24 protein-coding genes and 1 tRNA gene are annotated in these 19,617 nt (G+C 67.1%); 13 read left to right on the forward strand and 12 right to left on the reverse strand.

What is annotated here, in order from left to right; all coding sequences use genetic code 11:
* Window positions 1-29: 29 nt before the first annotated feature.
* Entirely contained in the window at window positions 30-677 is a 648-nt protein-coding gene (locus tag C8D87_RS27805) for a histidine phosphatase family protein (RefSeq protein WP_112228920.1), read from the forward strand.
* Here C8D87_RS27805 and rpmF read toward each other — a convergent pair.
* From rpmF to C8D87_RS27820, 3 genes are read right to left on the reverse strand one after another with little or no spacing between them, the layout of a single operon-like run.
* The gene (gene rpmF, locus C8D87_RS27810; RefSeq protein ID WP_030481357.1) at window positions 674-835 is read right to left on the reverse strand and encodes a 50S ribosomal protein L32; all 162 of its coding nucleotides are present in this window, start codon (window positions 833-835) and stop codon (window positions 674-676) included. The two genes, C8D87_RS27805 and rpmF, sit on opposite strands and share 4 nt — an antisense overlap.
* Window positions 835-1,086 (reverse strand): type B 50S ribosomal protein L31, encoded by a 252-nt coding sequence (locus C8D87_RS27815; RefSeq protein WP_086666239.1) that lies wholly within the window; start codon window positions 1,084-1,086, stop codon window positions 835-837. Before C8D87_RS27815 ends, rpmF begins: the two co-directional genes overlap by 1 nt.
* Window positions 1,083-1,967 carry a GTP-binding protein gene (locus C8D87_RS27820; protein WP_146231406.1) on the reverse strand — a complete coding sequence of 295 codons (885 nt, stop codon included), beginning with the start codon at window positions 1,965-1,967 and terminating at the stop codon, window positions 1,083-1,085. Before C8D87_RS27820 ends, C8D87_RS27815 begins: the two co-directional genes overlap by 4 nt.
* A 52-nt stretch (window positions 1,968-2,019) precedes the next feature.
* On the opposite strand from C8D87_RS27820, the gene rpmB reads away from it, so the two are divergent.
* From rpmB to rpsR, 4 genes are read left to right on the forward strand one after another with little or no spacing between them, the layout of a single operon-like run.
* Window positions 2,020-2,250, forward strand: coding sequence for a 50S ribosomal protein L28 (gene rpmB / locus C8D87_RS27825; RefSeq protein WP_109631957.1), 231 nt, complete (start codon window positions 2,020-2,022; stop codon window positions 2,248-2,250).
* Window positions 2,250-2,417 (forward strand): 50S ribosomal protein L33, encoded by a 168-nt coding sequence (gene rpmG, locus C8D87_RS27830; protein WP_109631955.1) that lies wholly within the window; start codon window positions 2,250-2,252, stop codon window positions 2,415-2,417. Before rpmB ends, rpmG begins: the two co-directional genes overlap by 1 nt.
* A gap of 1 nt (window position 2,418) precedes the next feature.
* The gene (gene rpsN / locus C8D87_RS27835; RefSeq protein ID WP_109631953.1) at window positions 2,419-2,712 is read left to right on the forward strand and encodes a 30S ribosomal protein S14; all 294 of its coding nucleotides are present in this window, start codon (window positions 2,419-2,421) and stop codon (window positions 2,710-2,712) included.
* A complete protein-coding gene (gene rpsR / locus C8D87_RS27840; RefSeq protein WP_109633151.1) occupies window positions 2,712-2,945 on the forward strand; it encodes a 30S ribosomal protein S18 in 234 nt (77 codons plus the stop codon). Before rpsN ends, rpsR begins: the two co-directional genes overlap by 1 nt.
* Here rpsR and C8D87_RS27845 read toward each other — a convergent pair.
* Window positions 2,893-3,249 carry a hypothetical protein gene (locus tag C8D87_RS27845; protein ID WP_146771888.1) on the reverse strand — a complete coding sequence of 119 codons (357 nt, stop codon included), beginning with the start codon at window positions 3,247-3,249 and terminating at the stop codon, window positions 2,893-2,895. The two genes, rpsR and C8D87_RS27845, sit on opposite strands and share 53 nt — an antisense overlap.
* An 84-nt stretch (window positions 3,250-3,333) precedes the next feature.
* On the opposite strand from C8D87_RS27845, the gene bluB reads away from it, so the two are divergent.
* Complete coding sequence (bluB, locus tag C8D87_RS27850; protein ID WP_109631949.1) at window positions 3,334-3,966, forward strand: 5,6-dimethylbenzimidazole synthase; 633 nt, start codon at window positions 3,334-3,336, stop codon at window positions 3,964-3,966.
* 44 nt (window positions 3,967-4,010) lie between these two features.
* Entirely contained in the window at window positions 4,011-5,510 is a 1,500-nt protein-coding gene (locus C8D87_RS27855) for a tetratricopeptide repeat-containing diguanylate cyclase (protein WP_112228922.1), read from the forward strand.
* Window positions 5,511-5,513: 3 nt separating this feature from the next.
* Here the strand turns inward: C8D87_RS27855 and C8D87_RS27860 are convergent, their stop codons facing one another.
* Window positions 5,514-6,161 (reverse strand): response regulator, encoded by a 648-nt coding sequence (locus C8D87_RS27860; RefSeq protein ID WP_109631945.1) that lies wholly within the window; start codon window positions 6,159-6,161, stop codon window positions 5,514-5,516.
* Window positions 6,162-6,601: 440 nt separating this feature from the next.
* Between C8D87_RS27860 and C8D87_RS27865 the strand changes: the two genes are divergently transcribed.
* The gene (locus C8D87_RS27865) at window positions 6,602-9,799 is read left to right on the forward strand and encodes a penicillin acylase family protein (RefSeq protein WP_112228923.1); all 3,198 of its coding nucleotides are present in this window, start codon (window positions 6,602-6,604) and stop codon (window positions 9,797-9,799) included.
* A 64-nt stretch (window positions 9,800-9,863) separates the two neighbouring features.
* On the opposite strand, the gene C8D87_RS27870 is transcribed toward C8D87_RS27865, so the two are convergent.
* Window positions 9,864-10,598, reverse strand: coding sequence for an FkbM family methyltransferase (locus tag C8D87_RS27870; RefSeq protein WP_211337143.1), 735 nt, complete (start codon window positions 10,596-10,598; stop codon window positions 9,864-9,866).
* A gap of 10 nt (window positions 10,599-10,608) precedes the next feature.
* A complete protein-coding gene (locus C8D87_RS27875; RefSeq protein WP_215732508.1) occupies window positions 10,609-11,376 on the reverse strand; it encodes a hypothetical protein in 768 nt (255 codons plus the stop codon).
* 219 nt (window positions 11,377-11,595) lie between these two features.
* Here C8D87_RS27875 and C8D87_RS27880 point away from each other — a divergent pair.
* Window positions 11,596-11,671 (forward strand) — tRNA-Arg (locus C8D87_RS27880).
* 250 nt (window positions 11,672-11,921) lie between these two features.
* Here C8D87_RS27880 and C8D87_RS27885 read toward each other — a convergent pair.
* Both C8D87_RS27885 and C8D87_RS27890 read right to left on the reverse strand, forming a co-directional pair.
* The gene (locus tag C8D87_RS27885; protein ID WP_112228924.1) at window positions 11,922-12,356 is read right to left on the reverse strand and encodes a Cif family virulence factor; all 435 of its coding nucleotides are present in this window, start codon (window positions 12,354-12,356) and stop codon (window positions 11,922-11,924) included.
* 8 nt (window positions 12,357-12,364) lie between these two features.
* On the reverse strand, window positions 12,365-12,853 hold the full coding sequence (locus C8D87_RS27890) for an amidase domain-containing protein (RefSeq protein ID WP_112228925.1): 489 nt from the start codon (window positions 12,851-12,853) through the stop codon (window positions 12,365-12,367).
* Between the two features lie 114 nt (window positions 12,854-12,967).
* On the opposite strand from C8D87_RS27890, the gene C8D87_RS27895 reads away from it, so the two are divergent.
* Window positions 12,968-13,174, forward strand: coding sequence for a hypothetical protein (locus C8D87_RS27895; RefSeq protein WP_112228926.1), 207 nt, complete (start codon window positions 12,968-12,970; stop codon window positions 13,172-13,174).
* Window positions 13,175-13,764: 590 nt separating this feature from the next.
* Here the strand turns inward: C8D87_RS27895 and C8D87_RS27900 are convergent.
* The gene (locus C8D87_RS27900; RefSeq protein WP_233442315.1) at window positions 13,765-14,511 is read right to left on the reverse strand and encodes a CTP synthase C-terminal region-related (seleno)protein; all 747 of its coding nucleotides are present in this window, start codon (window positions 14,509-14,511) and stop codon (window positions 13,765-13,767) included.
* 48 nt (window positions 14,512-14,559) lie between these two features.
* On the opposite strand from C8D87_RS27900, the gene C8D87_RS27905 reads away from it, so the two are divergent.
* Complete coding sequence (locus tag C8D87_RS27905; RefSeq protein ID WP_112228927.1) at window positions 14,560-15,435, forward strand: LysR family transcriptional regulator; 876 nt, start codon at window positions 14,560-14,562, stop codon at window positions 15,433-15,435.
* Between the two features lie 13 nt (window positions 15,436-15,448).
* On the opposite strand, the gene C8D87_RS27910 is transcribed toward C8D87_RS27905, so the two are convergent.
* On the reverse strand, window positions 15,449-15,910 hold the full coding sequence (locus C8D87_RS27910; RefSeq protein ID WP_112228928.1) for a DUF4262 domain-containing protein: 462 nt from the start codon (window positions 15,908-15,910) through the stop codon (window positions 15,449-15,451).
* Window positions 15,911-16,041: 131 nt separating this feature from the next.
* Here C8D87_RS27910 and C8D87_RS27915 point away from each other — a divergent pair, with 131 nt between their 5' ends.
* Window positions 16,042-17,625 (forward strand): purple acid phosphatase family protein, encoded by a 1,584-nt coding sequence (locus C8D87_RS27915; protein WP_109631930.1) that lies wholly within the window; start codon window positions 16,042-16,044, stop codon window positions 17,623-17,625.
* 11 nt (window positions 17,626-17,636) lie between these two features.
* Entirely contained in the window at window positions 17,637-19,136 is a 1,500-nt protein-coding gene (locus C8D87_RS27920) for a purple acid phosphatase family protein (protein ID WP_112228929.1), read from the forward strand.
* Here C8D87_RS27920 and C8D87_RS27925 read toward each other — a convergent pair.
* Window positions 19,133-19,606: a GNAT family N-acetyltransferase gene (locus C8D87_RS27925; protein WP_112228930.1), complete on the reverse strand. Its 474-nt coding sequence runs from the start codon at window positions 19,604-19,606 to the stop codon at window positions 19,133-19,135. The two genes, C8D87_RS27920 and C8D87_RS27925, sit on opposite strands and share 4 nt — an antisense overlap.
* Between the last annotated feature and the right edge of the window lie 11 nt (window positions 19,607-19,617).

The raw sequence follows: 19,617 nt of genomic DNA on the forward strand, positions 1-19,617 counted from the left end.
GCACCGCCCGGCTGGGGCACGATGGAGGAGTGCGGATCATCCTGCTGCGCCACGGCCAGAGCCTCGGCAACGTCGACGAGCTCGCCTACTGCCGCATCCCCGACCACGCCCTCCCGCTCACCGAGCTGGGCGAACACCAGGCCCGCGAGGCCGGGCCGACGATCAAGGAGCTGATCGGCGAGGAACCGGTCGCGGCCTACGTCTCGCCGTACAAGCGGACGCGCCGCACGTTCGAGCTGCTCGGCATCAACGCCGAGCGCGTCGTGACCGAGCCGCGGGTGCGAGAACAGGACTGGGGCAACCTCCAGGACCCGGTGCAGCAGGAGATGCTCAAGCACCAGCGGCACGCGTTCGGGCACTTCTTCTTCCGGCTGCCCAACGGTGAGTCCGGCGCGGACGTGGACGACCGGGTGGCGGCGTTCCTGGACGGGCTGGAGGTCCGGCTGCACAAGGACGACGGGCACCCCAAGACGGCGCTGGTCGTGTCGCACGGTCTGACGATCAGGTTGCTGTGCCGCCGGTTGTTCGACTGGAGCATCGAGCTCTTCGAGTCGCTGTCCAACGTGGACACGTGTGAGAACCGCGTGCTCGACCACGACGGCACGGGGTGGAAGCTGGACCGCCCGTTCGCCCAGTGGCGCGACTCACCGGACGGGACGGTCCAGCTTCCTTTCTAGATGAGCCCCCGCTTGTAGGCGGCGACAAGCCGACGCGGAACGAGGAGCTCCTTGCCGTCGAGAGTCCGGACACGCACGAGGTCCGGCGCGGTGGCCTTCCACTGCGAGCGCCGGTGGCGGGTGTTCGAGCGCGACGTCTTGCGCTTGGGGACGGCCATCAGCGCTCTCGCTTTCCGTAACGGCGGTTGAACTTCTCGACCCGGCCAGCGGTGTCGACGAGTCGTTGCGTGCCCGTCCAGAACGGGTGCGAGTCGGCGGTGATGTCGACGACGAGCAGCGGGTAGCTGTTGCCGTCCTCCCACTCGATCGTCCGGCTCGACGTCGCCGTCGAACGGGTCAGGAACGTCTTGCCGGTGGACGCGTCCTGGAAGACCACGGGGTGGTAGTCGGGGTGGATACCGGGCTTCATATCTCCAGCTTTCGGATCGAGTCCACGAAGGACAGTTCGTCGTCGGTCAGCAGCGCGCCTTCGAACGCCGCGGTGATGTCGTCCGGTTCACCGAGGGTGATCGCCACGATCTGCGTGGTCTTGCCCTCGCGCGGACCGCCCTGGCCGACGTGCAGCCCACCGCCCGCGGATTCCAGGTGCAGCGCGACCTCCGGCTCGTCCGCCACCCACAGCCGGCCGCGCGAACGCACCACCGTCCCGTCGAGCAACGCGTCGAGCGCGTCGTTCAGCCGCGCCGGGTGGAACGGCCGGTCAGCCGTGAAAACCGCTGTCGAGACACCGCATTCGGGCGTGAGCGGGATCATCCGCGGCCTGGTGCTCCTGCTCACGACGACCGTGTCGGGCGTGCAGCGGTGCGCGCCGGGAGCCAGCCGGTCGAGCACGGCCAACGTCCGCTCGTCCGCATCTCCTTGCAACACCAGCACATCCGCGGCCTCGGCCTGCGCGACGACGACCTGCGCGACCGTGCGCTGGTCGCTGACCATCGAGGCGTCACCGAGTGCGTCGTCGAGCCAGCTCTCCGCGTCGAGCACGGTGATCACGCACTCCACGTCGACGCCGAGGTTGCGGCGCACCGCGTCCGGCTCCAGCAACGGGTCGAGGTGCAGCACGACCGTGTGCCCCGCGAACGTCCCGAGCAGTTCCCGCAGGTCTTCGCGCACGGTGCACGACACGCAACCGTGCAGCAGCTCGATCTCGGTCGAGATGCCGTCGACCCAGCGCCGCACGCACGTCTCCGTGGCGACGTGCCGCACCAGGACCGAGCCGGGCCGGTCCCGCCACACCCGCACGGCGACGTCGTGCTCGACCAGCCCCGCCACCATAACGACAACGGTTTCCATGTAGGCTACCGTAGATGAAAACGAATGTCGTTTCAAATGGGAGGTCGCGCACATGCGCTGCCAGTTGACGGGCCGTGAGCCCGGCTTCGGCAACCGCGTCTCGCACTCGCAACGCAAGACGCGGCGCCGGTGGAACCCGAACGTCCAGCGCAAGCGGTACTGGGTGCCGTCGCTGAACCGGTTCGTGACGCTGACGCTGTCCACGAAGGGCATCAAGACGGTCGACAAGCTCGGCATCGAGGCCGTCGTGGCCCGGCTGCGCGCACAAGGGGTGAAGGTCTGATGGCCAAGGGGAACGACGTCCGGCCGATCATCAAGATGAGGTCGACCGCCGGCACGGGCTACACCTACGTGACCCGCAAGAACCGCCGCAACGACCCGGACCGCATGGTGCTGCGCAAGTACGACCCGGTGGCGCGCAAGCACGTCGACTTCCGAGAGGAGCGCTGACGTGGCGAAGAAGTCGAAGATCGCCGCGGACAAGCGCCGACGCGAAATCGTTGCGCGTTATGCGGAACGTCGTGCGGAGCTGAAGGAAATGCTGCGGCACCCGGAGACGCGTGAAGAGGCGTTGCGCGGCCTGCAGAAGCTGCCCAGGGACGCGTCGCCGACCCGGTTGCGCAACCGGGACGCGGTGGACGGACGGCCGCGGGCGTTCAACCGCGCGTTCGGGTTGTCGCGCATCCGGTTGAGGGAAATGGCCCACCGCGGTGAGCTTCCCGGCGTCTCGAAGGCGAGCTGGTGATGCGCGACAGCAAGAGGCCGGTGAAGCGCAGGCAGAACCTCCTCAACAAGGAGGGCGTGACCGTCGTCGACTGGAAGGACGTCACGCTGCTGCGCAAGTTCATCTCGGACCGGGGCAAGATCCGGTCCCGCCGCGTGACCGGCCTGACGCCGCAACAGCAGCGGCAGGTCGCCACGGCCATCAAGAACGCACGGGAGATGGCCCTGTTGCCGTACCCGTCACAAGGGCGATGACGCGGATCGCCGTGCTGGCCACGAACGCCAGCACGGCGAGCTGCACCAGCAACGCGAGCACCCAGGTCGTGTGTTCGTCGACCGTCAGATCACCACGAACACCGACCAAGAAGGTCGCGTAGAGGCCCCAGCACTGCAGTGCGGCCAGCCCGGCACCGACGATCGTCGTGCGCAGCGAGACGATCACGACGACGGCGGCGAGCAGGACGAGGGCCAGCAGCGGCCAGGCACCGGTGAACGCGGTCACGCCGACTCCACCACCGAATCCGAGCGCGGAGCCGTAACCGCCTTTCATTCTTCGCATCCGATCGGTCTATCGCCTCAGATGAGATCAGCGCCACCTCTCAAGCGTGAAGTTGGTGCTTTCGAGTGAGGCACGATCGCACGAATGAGCCTGTACGAAGTAGTGCACCGGCGCCGCGACACCCGTGCCGAGTTCACCGGTGCGGAAATCCCGCCAGACGTTCTGCGACGTGTGTTGACCGCGGCTCACGCGGCTCCCAGCGTCGGCCTCTCCCAGCCGTGGGACTTCGTGCTCGTGCGTGATGAATCGATTCGGCGCGCGTTTCGCGACCACGTCCAGGCCGAACGCAGTGTCTTCGCAGCTCAGCTCGATCATGAACGAGCAGAGGCCTTCTCCCGTATCAAGGTCGAGGGAGTCATGGAGTCGTCGCTCGGCATCGTCGTCACGTACGACCCCGACCGGGGCTCGCCGGCGGTGCTGGGCAGGCACGCGATCGCGGACGCGGGCCTCTACTCCGTGTGTCTGGCCATCCAGAACCTGTGGCTCGCCGCGACGGAAGAGGGCCTGGGTGTTGGGTGGGTGAGCTTTTACCGAGAAGATGTGCTGCGCCGCATGCTGGACATCCCCACAAGGGTCCGCCCGGTGGCGTGGCTGTGCGTAGGACCGGTTCGATCCCTGCCCGATACGCCCGATCTGGAACGTCACGGTTGGCGCAACCGACTACCCCTCGATGACGTCCTGCACCACGATCGGTACGGGGCGCGACCGTCCCGGTAGCCTGTGCAGGCCGCTCGGCGAGTCGGAACGGAGTCGATGAACGAGTGGAGCAGCGTGATCCGCTGGTAGCGGGCCAGATTCCGCGGTTGGACCGAGAGGTCCGCGCGTTGCTCAACGCTGGCCGCCTGCCGGAGGCGAACAGTCTCTTCGACGAGGTGGTCACCAAGGTGTCCCCCGGCGCCGACCGCTGGGTCCGGTCGGCCGTGCTGGTGAACCGCGCCGTCATGGCGTGGCGCCTCGGACGTATTCCTCTCGCCCTGGAATTGGCTGCCGAGGGGTGGACGGATCTCGACGCCGACCGCACGGACAGCCCTGCCGTGGCCCAGACGATGGGCTCGCTCGGCTACCTCATGGAGGGCATCGGCAACCGGCGCGCGGCGCTGGACATGCTGCGGCTGTCGGTGCAGGTGGCTCGCCGTGCGGGCAACACCGACACGTTGGCCCACTGCCTGCAGCGCCTCGGCGGTTCGCTGAACTTCCGCGCCTGCTCGGGGCCTCCCGCGGCGGCGCCTGCGATCTTCGAGGAAGCGCTGGCGTACCTCGACGAGGGCCTGGGCATCGTCAAGGACGAGACGCACCGGCGCGCGCTCCTCGGTGCGTACGGCCGGTCCCTGGCGGGCGTCGGCCAGCTGGACAAGGCCGAGGAGGTCGGCGAGGAGACCCTGCGGCTGGCGACGGACGCGGGAGATCTGTGGGGCATCTCGGTCGGGAACTGGGTTCTCGCTGTCGTGCGCCGTGAGCAGGGTGATCTGGACGAAGCGCGCACACTCGCGGCGCGTGCGGTGTGCAACGCCGAACGCATCAACGACACGTCGCTGCTGCTGCGGTTCTCCACGGAGCTGGCGGACATCTGCCACGCACTGGGTGACGCGGTGGGCGAGGCCGAGGCGTTGCGGCGGTCGATGACGGCGTCGCGCACGGCGACGGAGACGTTGCAGGAAGGCCTCGGCCAGGCGCTGGAGCAGCGCCGCGTGGCCGTTCAGGCACAACGGCTCGCGGTGGCGGCGCAGGAGGCCGCGGCGCGTGATCCGCTGACGGGCCTCGCGAACCGGCTGGGGCTGGAACGTGCCGCGCAGTCGTTGCTCGAGTCGACGGCGGCGCGCGGCCGGGTGCCGTGGCTGGTGCTGGTCGACGTGGACTGGTTCAAGGGCGTGAACGACGACGCCGGCCACGCGGCGGGCGATGCGGCGTTGCGCGAGATCGCCGCCTTGCTGCGGCGCGAGTGCCGGGCGGACGACCTGGTGGCGCGCTGGGCCGGTGACGAGTTCGTGGTGCTGCTCGGTGACACCGGGCCGAACATGGACGTGGGCCCGAACGTGGCCGAGCGGATCCGCGCGGCCGTCGACGGCCACGACTGGACGATGGTGCTCGGCGCGGTCCGCCGCCCGACCGTGAGCATCGGTGTCGCGGCGGGACCGGCCAAGCTGGACCAGCTGTTCGCGGCCGCGGACATGGCGCTGTACCGCGCCAAGCGGCACGGCCGGAACAGGGTCGAGGTCGAACCTTCCGTGGACGAGATCCCCGAGATCGTCTCGGGGAACTAGTTCCTACGCGATCAGACCACCGCGGTAGGCCACCAGCGCGGCCTGCACGCGGTTGACCGCGCCGATCTTGCCGAGCACCGACGAGACATAGCCCTTCACCGTCGCCTCCGACAGGTGCAGGGTGCCGCCGATCTCGGCGTTGGACATGCCCTGTCCGATCAGCACGAGCACCTCGCGCTCGCGCTCGGACAGACTCGCGAGGAGTCTGCGGGCCGGCTCGGCCATCCGCTCGCCGTCCGCTACGGCCGCGAGCACCCGTGCCGCTACACCGGGGTCGAGAACCGCTCCCCCGCGCGCGAGATCACGCACGGCCTTGACGAGCTGTTCCGGTTCGGTGTCCTTCAGAAGGAAGCCCGCCGCACCCAGCCGCAGAGCTTCCGAAACGTACTCGTCGACGTCGAACGTGGTCAGGATGCAGACCCGTGGTGGGTCGGGCAGGGTCCGCAGCCTCCGCAGTGCCACGAGCCCGTCCGAGGTGCGCATCCGGATGTCGAGCAGGACCACGTGAGGACGGTGCTGGCGGGCCAGGTCGGCCACCAGATGCCCGTCATCGCATTCGGCGACGACTTCGATGTCCCCGACGCTGCTCAGGATCATGCGAAGGCCAGAACGGACGAGGTCCTCGTCGTCGGCCAGCAGAACCTTGATCACGACGCCTCCCGCATTGGCGTTCCGTGCTCCCTCATGTTCGTGATCTTCGCGTACAGACGTCGAAGGTCACGTTAATTCTCAGTTATCTCATCATGTGGTAACGGTTTTTCGAGAAGGCGAGCGACGTTCACAGTTACCGGAATAGCGCGCCGACTTCGCTGCGTAGGCATGCCACCAGGACTTGAAGTGCATCATCGAGACCCTGAGTAACCAAACATGGAAATCCCACTGAGTGGAATGTCGTACCAGAAACACAGATACGGGCCGCGGAATCGGAAACCGCTCGTCGTTTCTGCCCATACGGCTTCCTGATGACCGTCGGGATCGATGCAGATGGTCACAGGACCGACACGGCAAACGCGAAGGTCTTTCGCGATAGTCTTACCGAAAGTAACCTGCATCACAACATCCCTGCACTCCTCGGAGAGGAGCTTCGCGCCATGCGGAGAGCCAATCCGGTGACGTCCCTGTTGGCCACCGCCGCCGTCACCGCCTCCCTCATGATCGTTCCGTCTGCCAACGCCGAGGAGCCTCGCGCGGTCGCGTTCGCCGCCGACGACTACTGCCTCGGCCAGTGCGGTGACGTCCTGCCGCCCGGCAACAACGGCAACGCGACACTGGCCGAGATCCTCGGTCACAAGGCGTTCGGCACCAGGCCCGCGCACTCGGCCGACCAGCTCGGCAAGTACGACGCCCTGGTCTCCGGGTACGGCGGCCTCACCAACGCCCAGCTCACGAACTTCTTCAACGACGCGTCGTTCGGCGTGGCGGCCGACCAGGTGGAAAGCACCATCCGGCCGCGCTCGGACGTGACGATCGTGCGAGACAAGAAGATCGGCATGCCGCACATCACCGGCACCACGCGGTCCGGCACGATGTTCGGCGCCGGCTTCGCGGCCGCGCAGGACCGCCTGTGGCTGATGGACCTGTTCCGCCACCTCGGCCGCGGGCAGCTCTCCGGTTTCGCCGGTGGGGCGCCGGGCAACCGCGTGCTGGAGCAGAGCTTCTACAACCAGATCCCGTACACCGAGGCCGACCTGCAGAAGCAGATCGACACCGCGGCGGCGAAGAACGGTGAGCGCGGGCGTCAGGCCATGGCTGACGTCAACGACTACATCTCCGGCATCAACGCGTACCTGACGCAGTCGATCGCGGCGCGGAACTTCCCCGGTGAGTACGTGCTGACCGGGCACGCCGACTCGATCACGAACTGGAACGACATCCAGCCGTTCAAGGCGACCGACATGGTGGCGATCGCCGCGGTCGTCGGTGGCCTGTTCGGTGCCGGTGGTGGCGGTGAGGTGCAGTCGGCGCTGGTGAAGCTGGCCGCGCAGAACAAGTACGGCGCTGCCGCCGGTGAGCGGGTGTGGCAGGCGTTCCGGGCTCAGAACGACCCGGAAGCCGTCCTGACTCTCCACAACGGACAGTCGTTCCCGTACGCGGCTTCCCCTGCCTCGCCGGTCGGCGTTGCCATGCCCGACGCCGGCAGCATCACGCCGGAGCGGATGGTCTACGACGAGACGGGCGGCACGGGTGCGGCCGTTTCAGTACCTGCTTCCGGTGACCTGGCGAAGGCTTCCGGCATCTTCTCCGACGGCGTTCTGCCTGCTGATCTGCTGAACAAGAAGCACGGCATGTCCAACGCCCTTTCCGTTTCCGGTGCTCACACCGACACGGGCAACCCGATCGCCGTGTGGGGCCCGCAGACCGGTTACTTCGCGCCGCAGCTGCTGTTGCTGCAGGAGCTCAACGGTCCTGGCATCCGTTCGCGCGGTGTCTCGTTCGCGGGCGTCTCGATGTACGTGCAGCTCGGTCGCGGCATCGACTACTCGTGGAGCGCGACCTCGTCCGGGCAGGACATCGTCGACACGTACGCCGTGGAGCTGTGCAACCCGGACGGTTCGCCGGCCACGAAGGCGTCGCAGCACTACCTGTTCCACGGCGCCTGCCTGCCGATGGAACGCCTTGAGCGCAAGAACGCGTGGAAGCCGACCGTCGCCGACGGCACGCCGGCGGGCTCCTACACGTTGGTGATGTGGCGAACCAAGTACGGCCTGGTGACGAGCCGTGCGACCGTCGGCGGCAAGGTCGTGGCGTACACGACGCTGCGCTCGACGTACATGCACGAGGTCGACTCGATCATCGGCTTCCAGGAGTTCAACGACCCGACCGCGATCCGTTCGGCCGCCGACTTCCAACGCGCCGCCAACAAGATCGGCTATGCGTTCAACTGGTTCTACGTCGACTCGCGCGACGCGGCCTACTTCAACTCGGGCCTCAACCCGGTGCGCCGGTCCAATGTGGACCCGAATTTGCCGACGTGGGGCCGCGCCGAGTACGAGTGGGTCGGCTGGGACGGCAACGAGAACGTGGCGTCGTACATGCCGTTCGAGGGCCACCCGAACTCGATCAACCAGGACTACTACATCTCGTGGAACAACAAGCAGGCCAAGGACTTCACCTTCGGCGGCTTCGGCCACAGCGCCGTGCACCGCGGTGACCTGCTGGACGACCGCGTCCGCGCGCTGATCTCGTCGGGCCAGAAGGTGACTCGCGCGTCGCTGACCCGCGTGATGGCCGAGGCCGCGGTGGCCGACCTCCGCGCCGAGCAGGTGCTGCCCGAACTGCTGCGCGTGGTGGAGTCCGCCCCTGTCGACCCCACCCTCGCCCCGGCCGTGCAGAAGCTGAAGGACTGGCAGCGCTCCGGCTCGTTGCGCAAGGAAACCTCGAAGGGCAGCAAGGCCTACGCCCACGCCGAGGCGATCAGGATCCTTGATGCCTGGTGGCCGCTGCTGGTCGAAGCCCAGTTCAAACCATCGCTGGGTGATGGTTTGTACAACGCCCTGGTGAGCGCGCAGCAGGTCGACGAGGCCCCGTCCGACGCGCACGGCTCCGCACCGCACAAGGGTTCCTCGTTCCAGTACGGCTGGTGGGGCTACGTGGACAAGGACCTGCGCAAGGTCCTGGGCGACCCGGTCCAGGGCGCCTTCCCGCAGACCTACTGCGGCGGCGGCACGCTGTCAGGCTGCCGGACCGCCCTGGTGACGTCGCTTTCCCAGGCCGTGGCCAAGCCCGCCAACCAGGTCTACCCGGGCGACGCGGACTGCGCGGCAGGCGACCAGTGGTGCGCCGACACGATCATCCACCGCGCCATGGGCGGCATCACCCAGGACAAGATCCACTGGCAGAACCGCCCGACCTACCAGCAGGTCGTGCAGTTCCCGTCCCGCAGGAGCCAGAACATCACCAACCTGGCCTCGAAGGCCGTCGCCACCGCGTCGTCCCACGAAACCGGCTGGAACAGCCTCCCGCCGTCGCACGTGCTGGACGGCAACGCGTCGACCCGCTGGGCCAGCGACTGGAGCGACAACCAGTGGATCCAGGTGGACCTTGGCTCTGTGCAACGAATCGGTCGCGCAGTGTTGCACTGGGAGTCGGCCTTCGCCAGTGGCTACCGCATCGAACTTTCCAATGACGGCACGAACTGGCGGAACGTTTTCTCCACAAGTGCTGGCGACGGCGGCGATGATGTCGTAGCGTTCTCGCCACAGGACGCGAGATACCTCCGAATGACGGGTACCCAACGGGCCACGCGTTACGGATACTCCCTGTACGAGCTTGAGGTCTACAGCTTGTAGACCTTCGAGATGAGGACGCCGATCCACCCCCAGGGGTCGGCGTCCTCTACTTTTCTCAGGCCTCTCACGCTCGGAACAGGTAGTTCCTCGTGGCGTCGCCGATGTCGTTCGCCGGCACCCACTCACTCCCGTGCCATGTGCTCATCCGATACCCGCGCTCAGTCAGGAAGTCCGCCACGTCCCGCGCCCGGTACCCGAACCGCTCGACGTGCCGTTCCTCGATCTCCAGCAGGAATGCCGGCTTGAACCGCGCGATGGTCTCCTCGGCGCCCTCGAGCACCCGCAGCTCGGCCCCCTCGACGTCCGCCTTGACGAAGTCGAGCCGCGTGATCCCGTTCTCCTCGACGAAGTGGTCCAACGTGTCGGTCCTGACCAGCACGTCGAGGTGCTCCTCGAACTCCTCGTTGGACCCGAGCCCGTTGGCTCCCACCGTGAGGAACGACCGCCCGGTGACAGGACTCCCGTGCCGCACCGGCACGCTCATGACCTCGCGCCCCTGGCTGTTCCCCAACGCCACCGAGTGCCTGCGAATGTTGCGCCCTTCCCGAGGCCTCAGCGCGTAGGAAAGGGCCGGATGCGCGAACACCAGCGGCTCAACGCTGTGCACAGTCCCTTGTGGACCAACCAGTCTGGACAACGTGACCGTGTACAACCCCAAAGCCGCCCCGACGTCAACACAGACGTCACCGGCCTTCACGATCTTCCGGAGCCCGATCAGCTCCGGCTCGGCATAAGGCGTGAGCCGGGCGAGCGCCCGCAAACCGGCCACCACCGCGGCACTGCGAAGTTCGGTCAACACCCTCGCCAGCCTAGACGTGTCCGTTCGTGTGCTGTTCGCCCGCGGGCAGCCCGATCTGATCAGCGAACTCAGCCGCCACCCGCGACCCGCCGTAAACACTGAGCGCCTTGGCCAGATGCTGCCGCAGATCCTTCCGGTGCGAGTCCTCAAGCTCAGGCATCGCCCGCTCAACACTGCTGACCAACGACTCGGCCCAGTGCGTGGCCGGCTGCCGTTGAGCGATCTTGACCAGCTCAGCGAGGTGGTTCGACAACTTCACCGCCTCCTCGACCTGGTACCCGTTGCGCTGCAACCACCAGATCGTGGCCGTACCGACGTCCGTCAACACCTCGTCCCGCAAGTACCGGATCTCGGCCCGCTCAACGTCCCGCTCAGCCAGCTTGAACGTGGAGTTCCGCAACAGCTCGATGTGCTTGCGAGCCATCTCCAGGTCTTCCTCCTGCACGCTGACCTTGACCTGCTCGGCCCGCGCCCACACATGCGTACCCGGCACCTGCCGTTCGGTGGCGAGCTCATCCCCCAACTGATGCTGCAACGCCGCATGATGCACCAGCATCGCCTTGCCGCTGATCTCCTTGGCCCGCTGCAAAACGTGATGAATCGCAGCACTCCGCGGCGAGTTGTGCCGAAGCCCGGTAGCCAGATCGAGCCGCCACACGATCGTCAGCTTGACCTGAAAGTCCAGCCCGTACACCGCACTGGGCAACGGCGTCTCGAACTCCTGCTGATGACTGCTCGCCGGCGGCACAAAGGTGAAGTCCTCGGCACGCCGAGGCACCCGCCGCCGCCACCAAGCCTTGAGGGCGCCAAGCGGTCCAGGACGGAAGTCGGGCCAGGGTCTGCTTACGCCCTCTCCCTACCTGACGTTTCTCCACCGCAGAAGGTGGCCTGCCTCACTTCCCTCCAACGGCCGCAGGGTTGCCGTCTGACCCTCACGGTGCGTGAGCGGGGGCGCTGGTCAACTCGGTGGCGGCACCCCGGTAGACTGCTGTCGCCAGCCCTAGTAGCTCAGGGGATAGAGCATCGGTTTCCTAAACCGTGTGTCGCAGGTTCGAATCCTGCCTGGGGCACCACCTTTCGCCGGGTGAAATCAAGCTCTGACCAGCGGCAACGCGGTCGGAGCTTGATCTTTTTGTCAGTACGTGGAGACGTTCGACCGGCTGATGTTGGCGGGGCTTCCGGCCGCCGTGACGACCGGACACCTCCACCGAGCGGCGCAGCATCTCAAGGACACCGCACCACCCTCCAATAGCGAGGTTGTACTGAGGGGTGTGGCGGCTCGTGACGGCTCGGAAGATCTCCACGCGCTCCGGCTGAGCCCGATCATGGCCTGCTCGTGCTCGCGGGCTGCTTCGACGGGTTCTGCGGGGCTTCGCCGAGCACGACGTACCAGCGGTCGTCCGTGCGGGTCAGCGTCAGACGCTCGCTGTAGTCGCCGGTCGAACTGGTGCCGGTGAGCCGCGCCGCTGCCACGTCCGGGACCAACTCGCTGGAGATGTCGGCATTCGTGAGGCGGATGTCCTTGCCGCCGTTCGCTTCGATTCGCCGGCTGATGTCGTCGGTCGCGTCGTTGCCCGGTGGCGCGAGGCGGGACAAGGCCTGTGAGTCGCGAGCGTTGAGCGCCTGGATGTAGGCGTCGACCGCGGCACGCGGAGCGTCCGCGCCGGTGTCCGGTGTGGTGGAGCAGGCTGCGAGCAGGCCGAGGCCGGCGAGGGTGATGAAAAGCCCTCGCCGGCCTCGGTGAAGTGGGAAGCGCAATGGTTTCCTCAGGTCCGGTGGGCGTAGTACCAGGCGTCAGGGTGCGTCGCGATGAAGCTGGACAGCGGTCTGTTGTGCTTGTTGTCCTCGCGGCCGCTGTGGTACGTCAAGTACACCTCTGACGCCCGCTCACCGCTGCCCACCCGGTCGGTCACGAACATCGAGTGGCTGATGTTGTCATTGCGGTCGAAGTCGACCTGGAGGACGTCGGTCACCCACAGCTTCCACACGTTGTCGATGTAGCTGGTGCGGCCGGACTCGTGTGCGGCGAACCAGTACCAGTTCTCCGCCGCGGCCCACGAGTAGCTGGTCGTCCAGGTGTAGTCGCCGTAGAACCAGTTCTTGTTGTCGGTTCGGTCCTCCCACGGCCACGAACCCACGGTGGTCCAGCCACCCGCGCCGACGATCTGGGAGAGGAAGTTGGTGCAGTCGCCGCCCTCGCCTGCGCCTGCGTAGGACCGGTACGCGTGGTTGTACTGTGCCTCGGTGGCCCCCAGTACCTGTTCGCGTAGTTCAGCATCGCAACGTAGTCATACGCCGCAGAAGACGCATCGGTGCCTTTCAGACCCGGCTTGATCGCATTCTTGGTGGCGTCGTTGAGCTGAGCGTCCGTGGGCCTGGTCGTCGCGGCCGATGGCCTGGACGGGCTCGCGGCCTTCATCGACGCCGGTGTGGCGGCCGCAGGATCGGTGTCCGGAGCCATGACGGAGTCGCCGAGGTCCGCGACGTCGCCGGCCAACAGCCAGCCGGAGGCCGTCGAGGTGAACGAGAGCCTGCGCTGCAGGCCGTACTCCTCGAACGTTGGCGCGCCGGGGTAAGTCCGGACGAAATACAGCTTTGTGTGCTCGGTGAACGCCACGTCCACGGTGCTCCCACGCGCTTCGAACGTGACATCGAGGAGTGCGACCTCGGCGCGGTGGTGCCCGCCGTTCACCTTGCGCAGCAGGGATCGCCGCGCATCGATGGCGGTGCGGTCCTTTGCCAGCTTGGCCTCGACGGAGGTGCCGGTCGGGACCGTGGTGAGTCGTTGGGTCGTCAGGCCGTCGCCATCGGTGAGCCGGTCGGCGCGGTCCTGCAGGTACCGCTGGGCGAGGGACGTGAGCCGTGCGCGGTCGTCGGCTGTGATTTCACCGGAATCGGCCGCAGCCGGCGACGCACCCAATGCGGTGGCCATAGCCGTGGTCAGGACAGCAGAAAGCAAGATCGGTCTTCGCACAAGAGCCCCCCAGGCAAAGTGTGCTGAAAGTATTTCCCCAGCCACCAGAGTTGCAGCGGACCACGTGGCCGATCAATCGGACATTTAGCGCATTACACCCGCCGGGTTGTTGGAGCCCTGCTGGATGATCTTCCGATGCAGGTTCTCGGAGCGGCAGCGCGGTCGGAGCTTGATCTTTTTAGCCATTCACCGTCACCGAACAATGAGGGCGGCGTTCGCGACGGCCGCCTCCGCGAACGCCCGCACGATCGGATGGCACGTGTCGCCGTCCCCTGCCAGTTCCGGCTGGAAGAGCGTCACCAGGTAGAACGGGTGTGCCGGCAGTTCCGCGATGCGGATCGCGCCTTCGTCGTCGTGGCCGGTGAAGCGCAGTCTGTGCGCGGTCAGCATTTCGGCGTAGGAAGGGTTCAGGCCGTAGGCGCAGTGGTAGCGCTCGATGGAGCGCTCGGCGCCCAGGGCTCGTGCCGCGAGTGAACCCGGCTCTACCCGCACCGCTCCCTCGTGGCCGACCAGCGAGCAGGTCAGGGGGACGACTACCTGCTGCTCGGCGGTCGGTGCGGTCTCGGCGTGGCTGGCATCGGCTACGCCGCACACGTTGCGGGCGTACTCCAGCAGGGCGTGCTGGAAGCCGCCGCAGGTGTCCAGGAAGGGGATGCCGTGCTCGCGGGCGGTTCGGATTGCTGAGAGTGCTCCTGCTTCGCTGCGATATGGGCTGCCGGGCAGGACCCACACGCCGTCGAAGTCTTCGAGGCGGGTGTCGGGCACGTCCTCTGTGGCCACCCAGTACGCGTCCAGGGTCAGGCCGTCGTGGACGCGCAGGGCTTCCAGCAGGCGCGGGATTCGAGTGTGTGAGCGAACTAGCGGCGAGCGGTCGCCGATCAAGGCCACGCGTGCGGTGCGAGTACCAACCATGGTTTCCATCGTGGTGGCGCGTTCCACATAAGACCAACGACTCCTTCTGCTGGGTGCATTAGTGACACTGATGCTGTGGACCCACATCTGCTCCGGACCTTTGTGACCGTGGCGCGCCACGAGTCGTTCTCCGTCGCCGCCCACGAGCTGGGGTACACCCAGTCCGCTGTCTCCCAGCAGATCGCTGCGCTCGAGGCCGACCTCGACGTGCTGCTGTTGCGACGGCGGCCGGTGGTGCCCACCGATGCTGGTCGGCGGTTGCTTGAGCACGCTGGGGCGATCCTGTTGCGGTTGGACGCGGCGCGCGCCGATGTTCGCAGGGTTTCCGGTGGGCAACCGGTTGAGCTGCGTGTGGGCATCTCGCCGATGGCGGACAGCGGCCGGTTGGTGGAGCGGCTCGTTGAGGTTCAGCGGTCGATGCCGCGGGTGACGGTGACGGTGTCGGCGTGCGGGGCGGACGAGGTTGCGGCTGGAGTGGCGCGGGGCGAGTTGGAGATCGGGCTGGTTGACGGGGTGACCGCGCCCAGCGATCCGCTGCGCGTTGTCGAGCTCGGCACGTTCACCACCGTCGTGGTCAGCGAGAGTCCGCTTGTGGTGGCGCTTCCGCGCGACCACCCGCTGGCCGCTCGGGGTGTGCTGCGTCTCGGCGACCTCGCGGACGCGCGGTGGATCGACGCACCGGGCGCCGCTGTCCCGCTTGCCCGGCTGCGGGTGGTGGCCGACGGCTTTCGGTCCGGCCTGCGGTACGACGGCGCGGAACGGTCCGTGCTGCTGGCGATGGTGGCGGCCGGCGGTGGGCTTGCGGTCCTGCCTGCGCCGGTTGTGCGGGAAGGGGTGGCCGCGGTGCCGCTTGCCGCCCCGGCTCCCGTGCACCGCACGGAGCTGGTGCACGGGAGCCTCACCGGGCCCGCCGCCGCCATCGTCGCGGGACTCGGCTTCGGTGTGCGGTAGCGGCTGTGAGGTCTCAGGTGTGCGGGCCGAGTACGGGCTGGCCACCCCGGACGCCGCGGTAGCCGGGCTCCCACGGCCAGTGGCCGCGCTCGTCGGCGTGCACCAGCTGGACTGCCGACACCGTGGTGCCGTACAGCGCTGTGGCGGTGTTCAGATGTGCAGCTGGGTCCGCCACTGGCACGGCCTCCACCAGCGGGCCGTCGCGAAGCCGGAATCGTTGCCCGGCAATGGGATCGTTGAAGAAGAGCTGGTACGCCGCCTCGGCGCCCAGCAGGTCGGCGGCGGGGTCCAGCGGCATGCCGGTGAGCACCAGCTCCGGACGCGAGTGTTCGGTGAGGCCGACGGTGTACGCCCAGGGTGGGTGCACACGGTCCCCTTCGACGCCTTGGACGTACCAGCCGTAGTCGTGGATCTTGCCGCGGACCAGCTCCAGGTACGCCGCCGTGCTGCCCTTGTTGTCGCATTTCCAGCACATGACTTCCTCCTCGTGGTGAGGGCTCCAGTGTGCTGACGGGGTCTGACAAGATCGTTTACGACGACCCCGCGGCCGAAGCCTGCCCCAACGATCATTGACGTTAGTAAAGAAGGTTTCCTAATTTCGGAACCATGAGTGAGCCTCCGCGACGCAGGTCACAGAACGGTCCACGCCTTCAGGAGCTGTACGAGGACGCCAAGCGGAGGTACTCGCGGCGCAGCCTGTTCCGGGTCGGAGCGGGAGCCGCGCTGGCCACCGGGCTGGGCACCGGGACCGCGGCGGCGTCCAGCAGCTTCCAGGTGCCGACGGTGCTGCTCGACGAGAGCGTCACGGACGGCGGGGCGCTGAGGCCGTTCGGGCGGCATCTGGCGTTCGGGGCGGATCCGGCGAGGCAGGTCGTGGTGTCCTGGCAGGTGCCGGCCAACGTCAAGGCTCCCTACCTGCGCGTGGGCACCAAACCCGGCGAGTACGGGGAAGCGATCAAGGCGGAAACGAGGGCGCTGACCAGCGACCTGGCGTGGCAGGAAAAAGGTGCGCTCTTCACGATCTCACCGCACCTCGGGAAGGCTGTCACGCAGTACTACCTGCATGTGAGGCTCGACGACCTGGTGCCCAACACGACGTACTACTACGTCGTTGGCCATCAAGGGTTTGAGGCCACTAGCGGTGAGGTTGGCAGCTTCAGCACAGCGCCGACGACGAACACGGCCTTCTCGTTCACGGCGTTCGGCGACCAGGGCGTCGGGTACAACGCGCTGGCCACCAACAGCCTGATCGCGGACCTCGGGCCGCAGTTCCACCTCGCCATGGGCGACATGAGCTACGCCAACGACGGGGAGGGCGGGCGGCCGGCCACGGACGTCTACGACGCGCGGAAGTGGGACTCGTTCTTCGCGCAGAACGAGTTGGTGGCCGCGGGGATTCCCTGGATGGTGTCGCTCGGCAATCACGAGATGGAGAGCTGGTACGACAACCACGGGTACGGCGGGATGCGGGCTCGGTTCACCATGCCCGACAACGCCTGGGACGGGTCGACCTGCATCTACTCGTGGCGGTACCTGAACGTCGGGTTGATCAGCTTGGACGGCAACGACATCTGTTACAACAGCGACGCCAACCTCGACTACACCGAGGGCAAGCAGCAGGCGTGGCTCAAGGCTCAGCTCGAGAAGTTCCGCGGGGACGAGACGATCGACTTCATCGTCGTCTACTGCCATCAGTGCACCTACTCCACGTCTGGCAACAACGGGTCGGAGATCGGCGCGCAGAAGAGGTGGGCGCCGCTGTTCGACCAGTACCAGGTGGACCTGGTTCTCAACGGGCACAACCACGTCTACGAGCGGACGGATCCGATCAAGGCGGGTAAGGGCACGAAGAAGGCTGACATCAAGAGCGTCGTCAACCCCGTCAAGGAGGGGACCACCTACATCACCGCGGGTGGTGGAGGCGAAAGCATCAACAGCTGGGCGGACTCGAAGGTCGGTGATTCCTACTACGGCAACGTCAAGGACGCCACGGCCACCATGCGGGTCGACCAGGAGAACGGTGACGAACTGATGGTCAAGGTGACCTGGTCTCGCGTGCGGTATCGCGGGTACGGGCTGGTCGTCGTCGATGTCACGCCGAGGACCAACGGCGCCCCTGCCCAGATGAAGGTCCGCGCGCTCACCGAGACGGGCGCGCTGGTCGACGAGCTCACGCTGCGCCGCAGCTGAAAGGCCTTGCCATGACTGAAACTTCCAGGCGGACGTTGTTCAAGGTGGGCGGAGCCGCACTTGTCACGGCCGCGGCCATGCGCGGCGGGACTGCCGGGGCGGCGCCGGACGGGCGGAGGACCAGGCCGCTCGGGCGGCACATCGCGTTCGGGGCGGATCCGTCGAAGCAGGTTGTGATTTCCTGGCAGCAGCTGGAGAAGGTGGACGGGGCGTACGTCCGGATCGCCACGCAGGCCGGGAACTTCGGCGCGCCGATCGCCGCTGAGGTGCGCACGCTCAGGAGTGCGATCGCGTGGCAGAAGGGCGACCACAGCTTTCCGCCGCACGGACCGGACCCGATGTACCAGTACTACCTGCACGTCAGGCTGAACGACCTGCAGCCCGACACCACGTACTTCTACGTTGTGGGGCACCGGGGTTACGACCCTGCGACCAGCAAACGGCGCGGCGAGATCGCCTCGTTCCGCACGGCTCCCACGAGCGGCAAGCCGTTCACCTTCACCGCCTTCGGTGACCAGGGGTACGGGTACAACGCACGCAAGCTCAACAGCCTTGTCGCGGACAACAACCCTGCGTTCCACCTCGCCCTCGGCAACCTCAGCTACGCCATCCACGGCGGCACGGCCAATGTCGAGGGCGGGCATCCGGACACGGACAAGTACGACGCCGCCAGGTGGAACTCGCTGTTCGTGCAGAACGAACCGACAGCGGCGCGGGTGCCGTGGATGATCACACTCGGCAACCGCGAGATGGAGGAGTGGTACTCCCCCAACGGTTATGGCGGTGTCAAGGCGCGCGTCACCATGCCGGACAACGCGTGGAGCGCCTCGACCGGCATCTACGCGTGGCGGTACCAGAACGTCGGGTTGATCAGCCTGGACGGCAACGACATCTGCAGCCGCAACACGGCGAACCTCGACTACACCAAGGGCAAGCAGCTCACCTGGTTGGAGGGGCAACTCAAACAGTTCAGGAAGAACCCGGCAATCGACTTCATCGTCGTCTACCTGCACCACGCCACGTACTCGACGTCCGACGGTGGTGCGGAGAGCGTCGCGCAGCAGAAGTGGGCACCGGTGTTCGACAAGTACCAGGTCGACCTCGTGCTCAACGCGCACAACCGCGTCTACGAGCGCACCGACCCGATCAAGGCGGGCAAGGGCACCAAGAAGGTGGCGAGCAGAGGAACCGTCAACCCCGCCAAGGACGGCACCACGTACATCACGGCCGGCGCGGGCGGACAGGCGCTCGACAAGTTCTACAAGGACGCTCCGGAGTCCTATCTGGACAACGAGAACACCAGTGGCACACCGACCATGCGGTGCTACAAGAAGAACAGCGACAAGTCCACGGACACCCAGGTCACCTGGTCACGGGTGCGCTACCGGGGCTACAGCATCACCGCCGTGGACGTCACGCCGAAGACGGGCAGCACCCCCGCCCGGATGAAGGTTCGCGCGCTCGACGAGGACGGGGTGCTGATCGACGAGATCACCGTGCAGCGCGGCTAGCCCCTGCGGCGATAGCGAAGCTCCTTCACGACGGTGTCGCCGAAGATCTCCTCGCGCGTCGTGCCGTCCGCGGTGAAGCCGAGGCGCTCGTAGAACCTGCGAGCGCGTTGGTTGTCCTCCAGCACCCAGAGGACGACGTCGGTGAGGCCGGCGAGACCCGCCTCCGCCAGTGGTAGCGCCAGCCCGGTGCCCCAGGCCGAGGGCAGCAGGTAGATCGCGTACAGCTGAGAGACGGCGTCGGCCTCGTGGCTCGGGCCGGTGCAGATGAAGCCGACCACCTGATCGCCGTCGAGGCCCACCCACACCTCGCCCCGCCGGGAGGCGCGCTCCCACATCGGGATGCGCTCTTCCAGGGAGAGGTTGTCCAGCACCTCGTCCGGGATCTGACCTCGGTAGGCTGTCCGCCACGACCGCACGCGCACCGAAGCGATGGCAAGCGCGTCGGCGGGTTCTGCGAGGCGGACTGTCATGTGATCCCCAA

Source organism: Lentzea atacamensis (genome assembly GCF_003269295.1).
In the GTDB taxonomy this organism is placed as follows: Bacteria; Actinomycetota; Actinomycetes; order Mycobacteriales; family Pseudonocardiaceae; genus Lentzea; species Lentzea atacamensis.

Coding starts and splice junctions, on each gene's coding strand:
- rpmF (WP_030481357.1), bottom strand. CDS start 835: ATGGCCGTCCCCAAGCGCAAGACGTCGCGCTCGAACACCCGCCACCGG.
- C8D87_RS27815 (WP_086666239.1), bottom strand. CDS start 1,086: ATGAAGCCCGGTATCCACCCCGACTACCACCCCGTGGTCTTCCAGGAC.
- C8D87_RS27820 (WP_146231406.1), bottom strand. CDS start 1,967: ATGGAAACCGTTGTCGTTATGGTGGCGGGGCTGGTCGAGCACGACGTC.
- rpmB (WP_109631957.1), top strand. CDS start 2,020: ATGCGCTGCCAGTTGACGGGCCGTGAGCCCGGCTTCGGCAACCGCGTC.
- rpmG (WP_109631955.1), top strand. CDS start 2,250: ATGGCCAAGGGGAACGACGTCCGGCCGATCATCAAGATGAGGTCGACC.
- rpsR (WP_109633151.1), top strand. CDS start 2,712: ATGCGCGACAGCAAGAGGCCGGTGAAGCGCAGGCAGAACCTCCTCAAC.
- C8D87_RS27845 (WP_146771888.1), bottom strand. CDS start 3,249: ATGCGAAGAATGAAAGGCGGTTACGGCTCCGCGCTCGGATTCGGTGGT.
- bluB (WP_109631949.1), top strand. CDS start 3,334: ATGAGCCTGTACGAAGTAGTGCACCGGCGCCGCGACACCCGTGCCGAG.
- C8D87_RS27865 (WP_112228923.1), top strand. CDS start 6,602: ATGCGGAGAGCCAATCCGGTGACGTCCCTGTTGGCCACCGCCGCCGTC.
- C8D87_RS27910 (WP_112228928.1), bottom strand. CDS start 15,910: ATGTGCTGGAAATGCGACAACAAGGGCAGCACGGCGGCGTACCTGGAG.
- C8D87_RS27915 (WP_109631930.1), top strand. CDS start 16,042: ATGAGTGAGCCTCCGCGACGCAGGTCACAGAACGGTCCACGCCTTCAG.
- C8D87_RS27920 (WP_112228929.1), top strand. CDS start 17,637: ATGACTGAAACTTCCAGGCGGACGTTGTTCAAGGTGGGCGGAGCCGCA.
- C8D87_RS27925 (WP_112228930.1), bottom strand. CDS start 19,606: ATGACAGTCCGCCTCGCAGAACCCGCCGACGCGCTTGCCATCGCTTCG.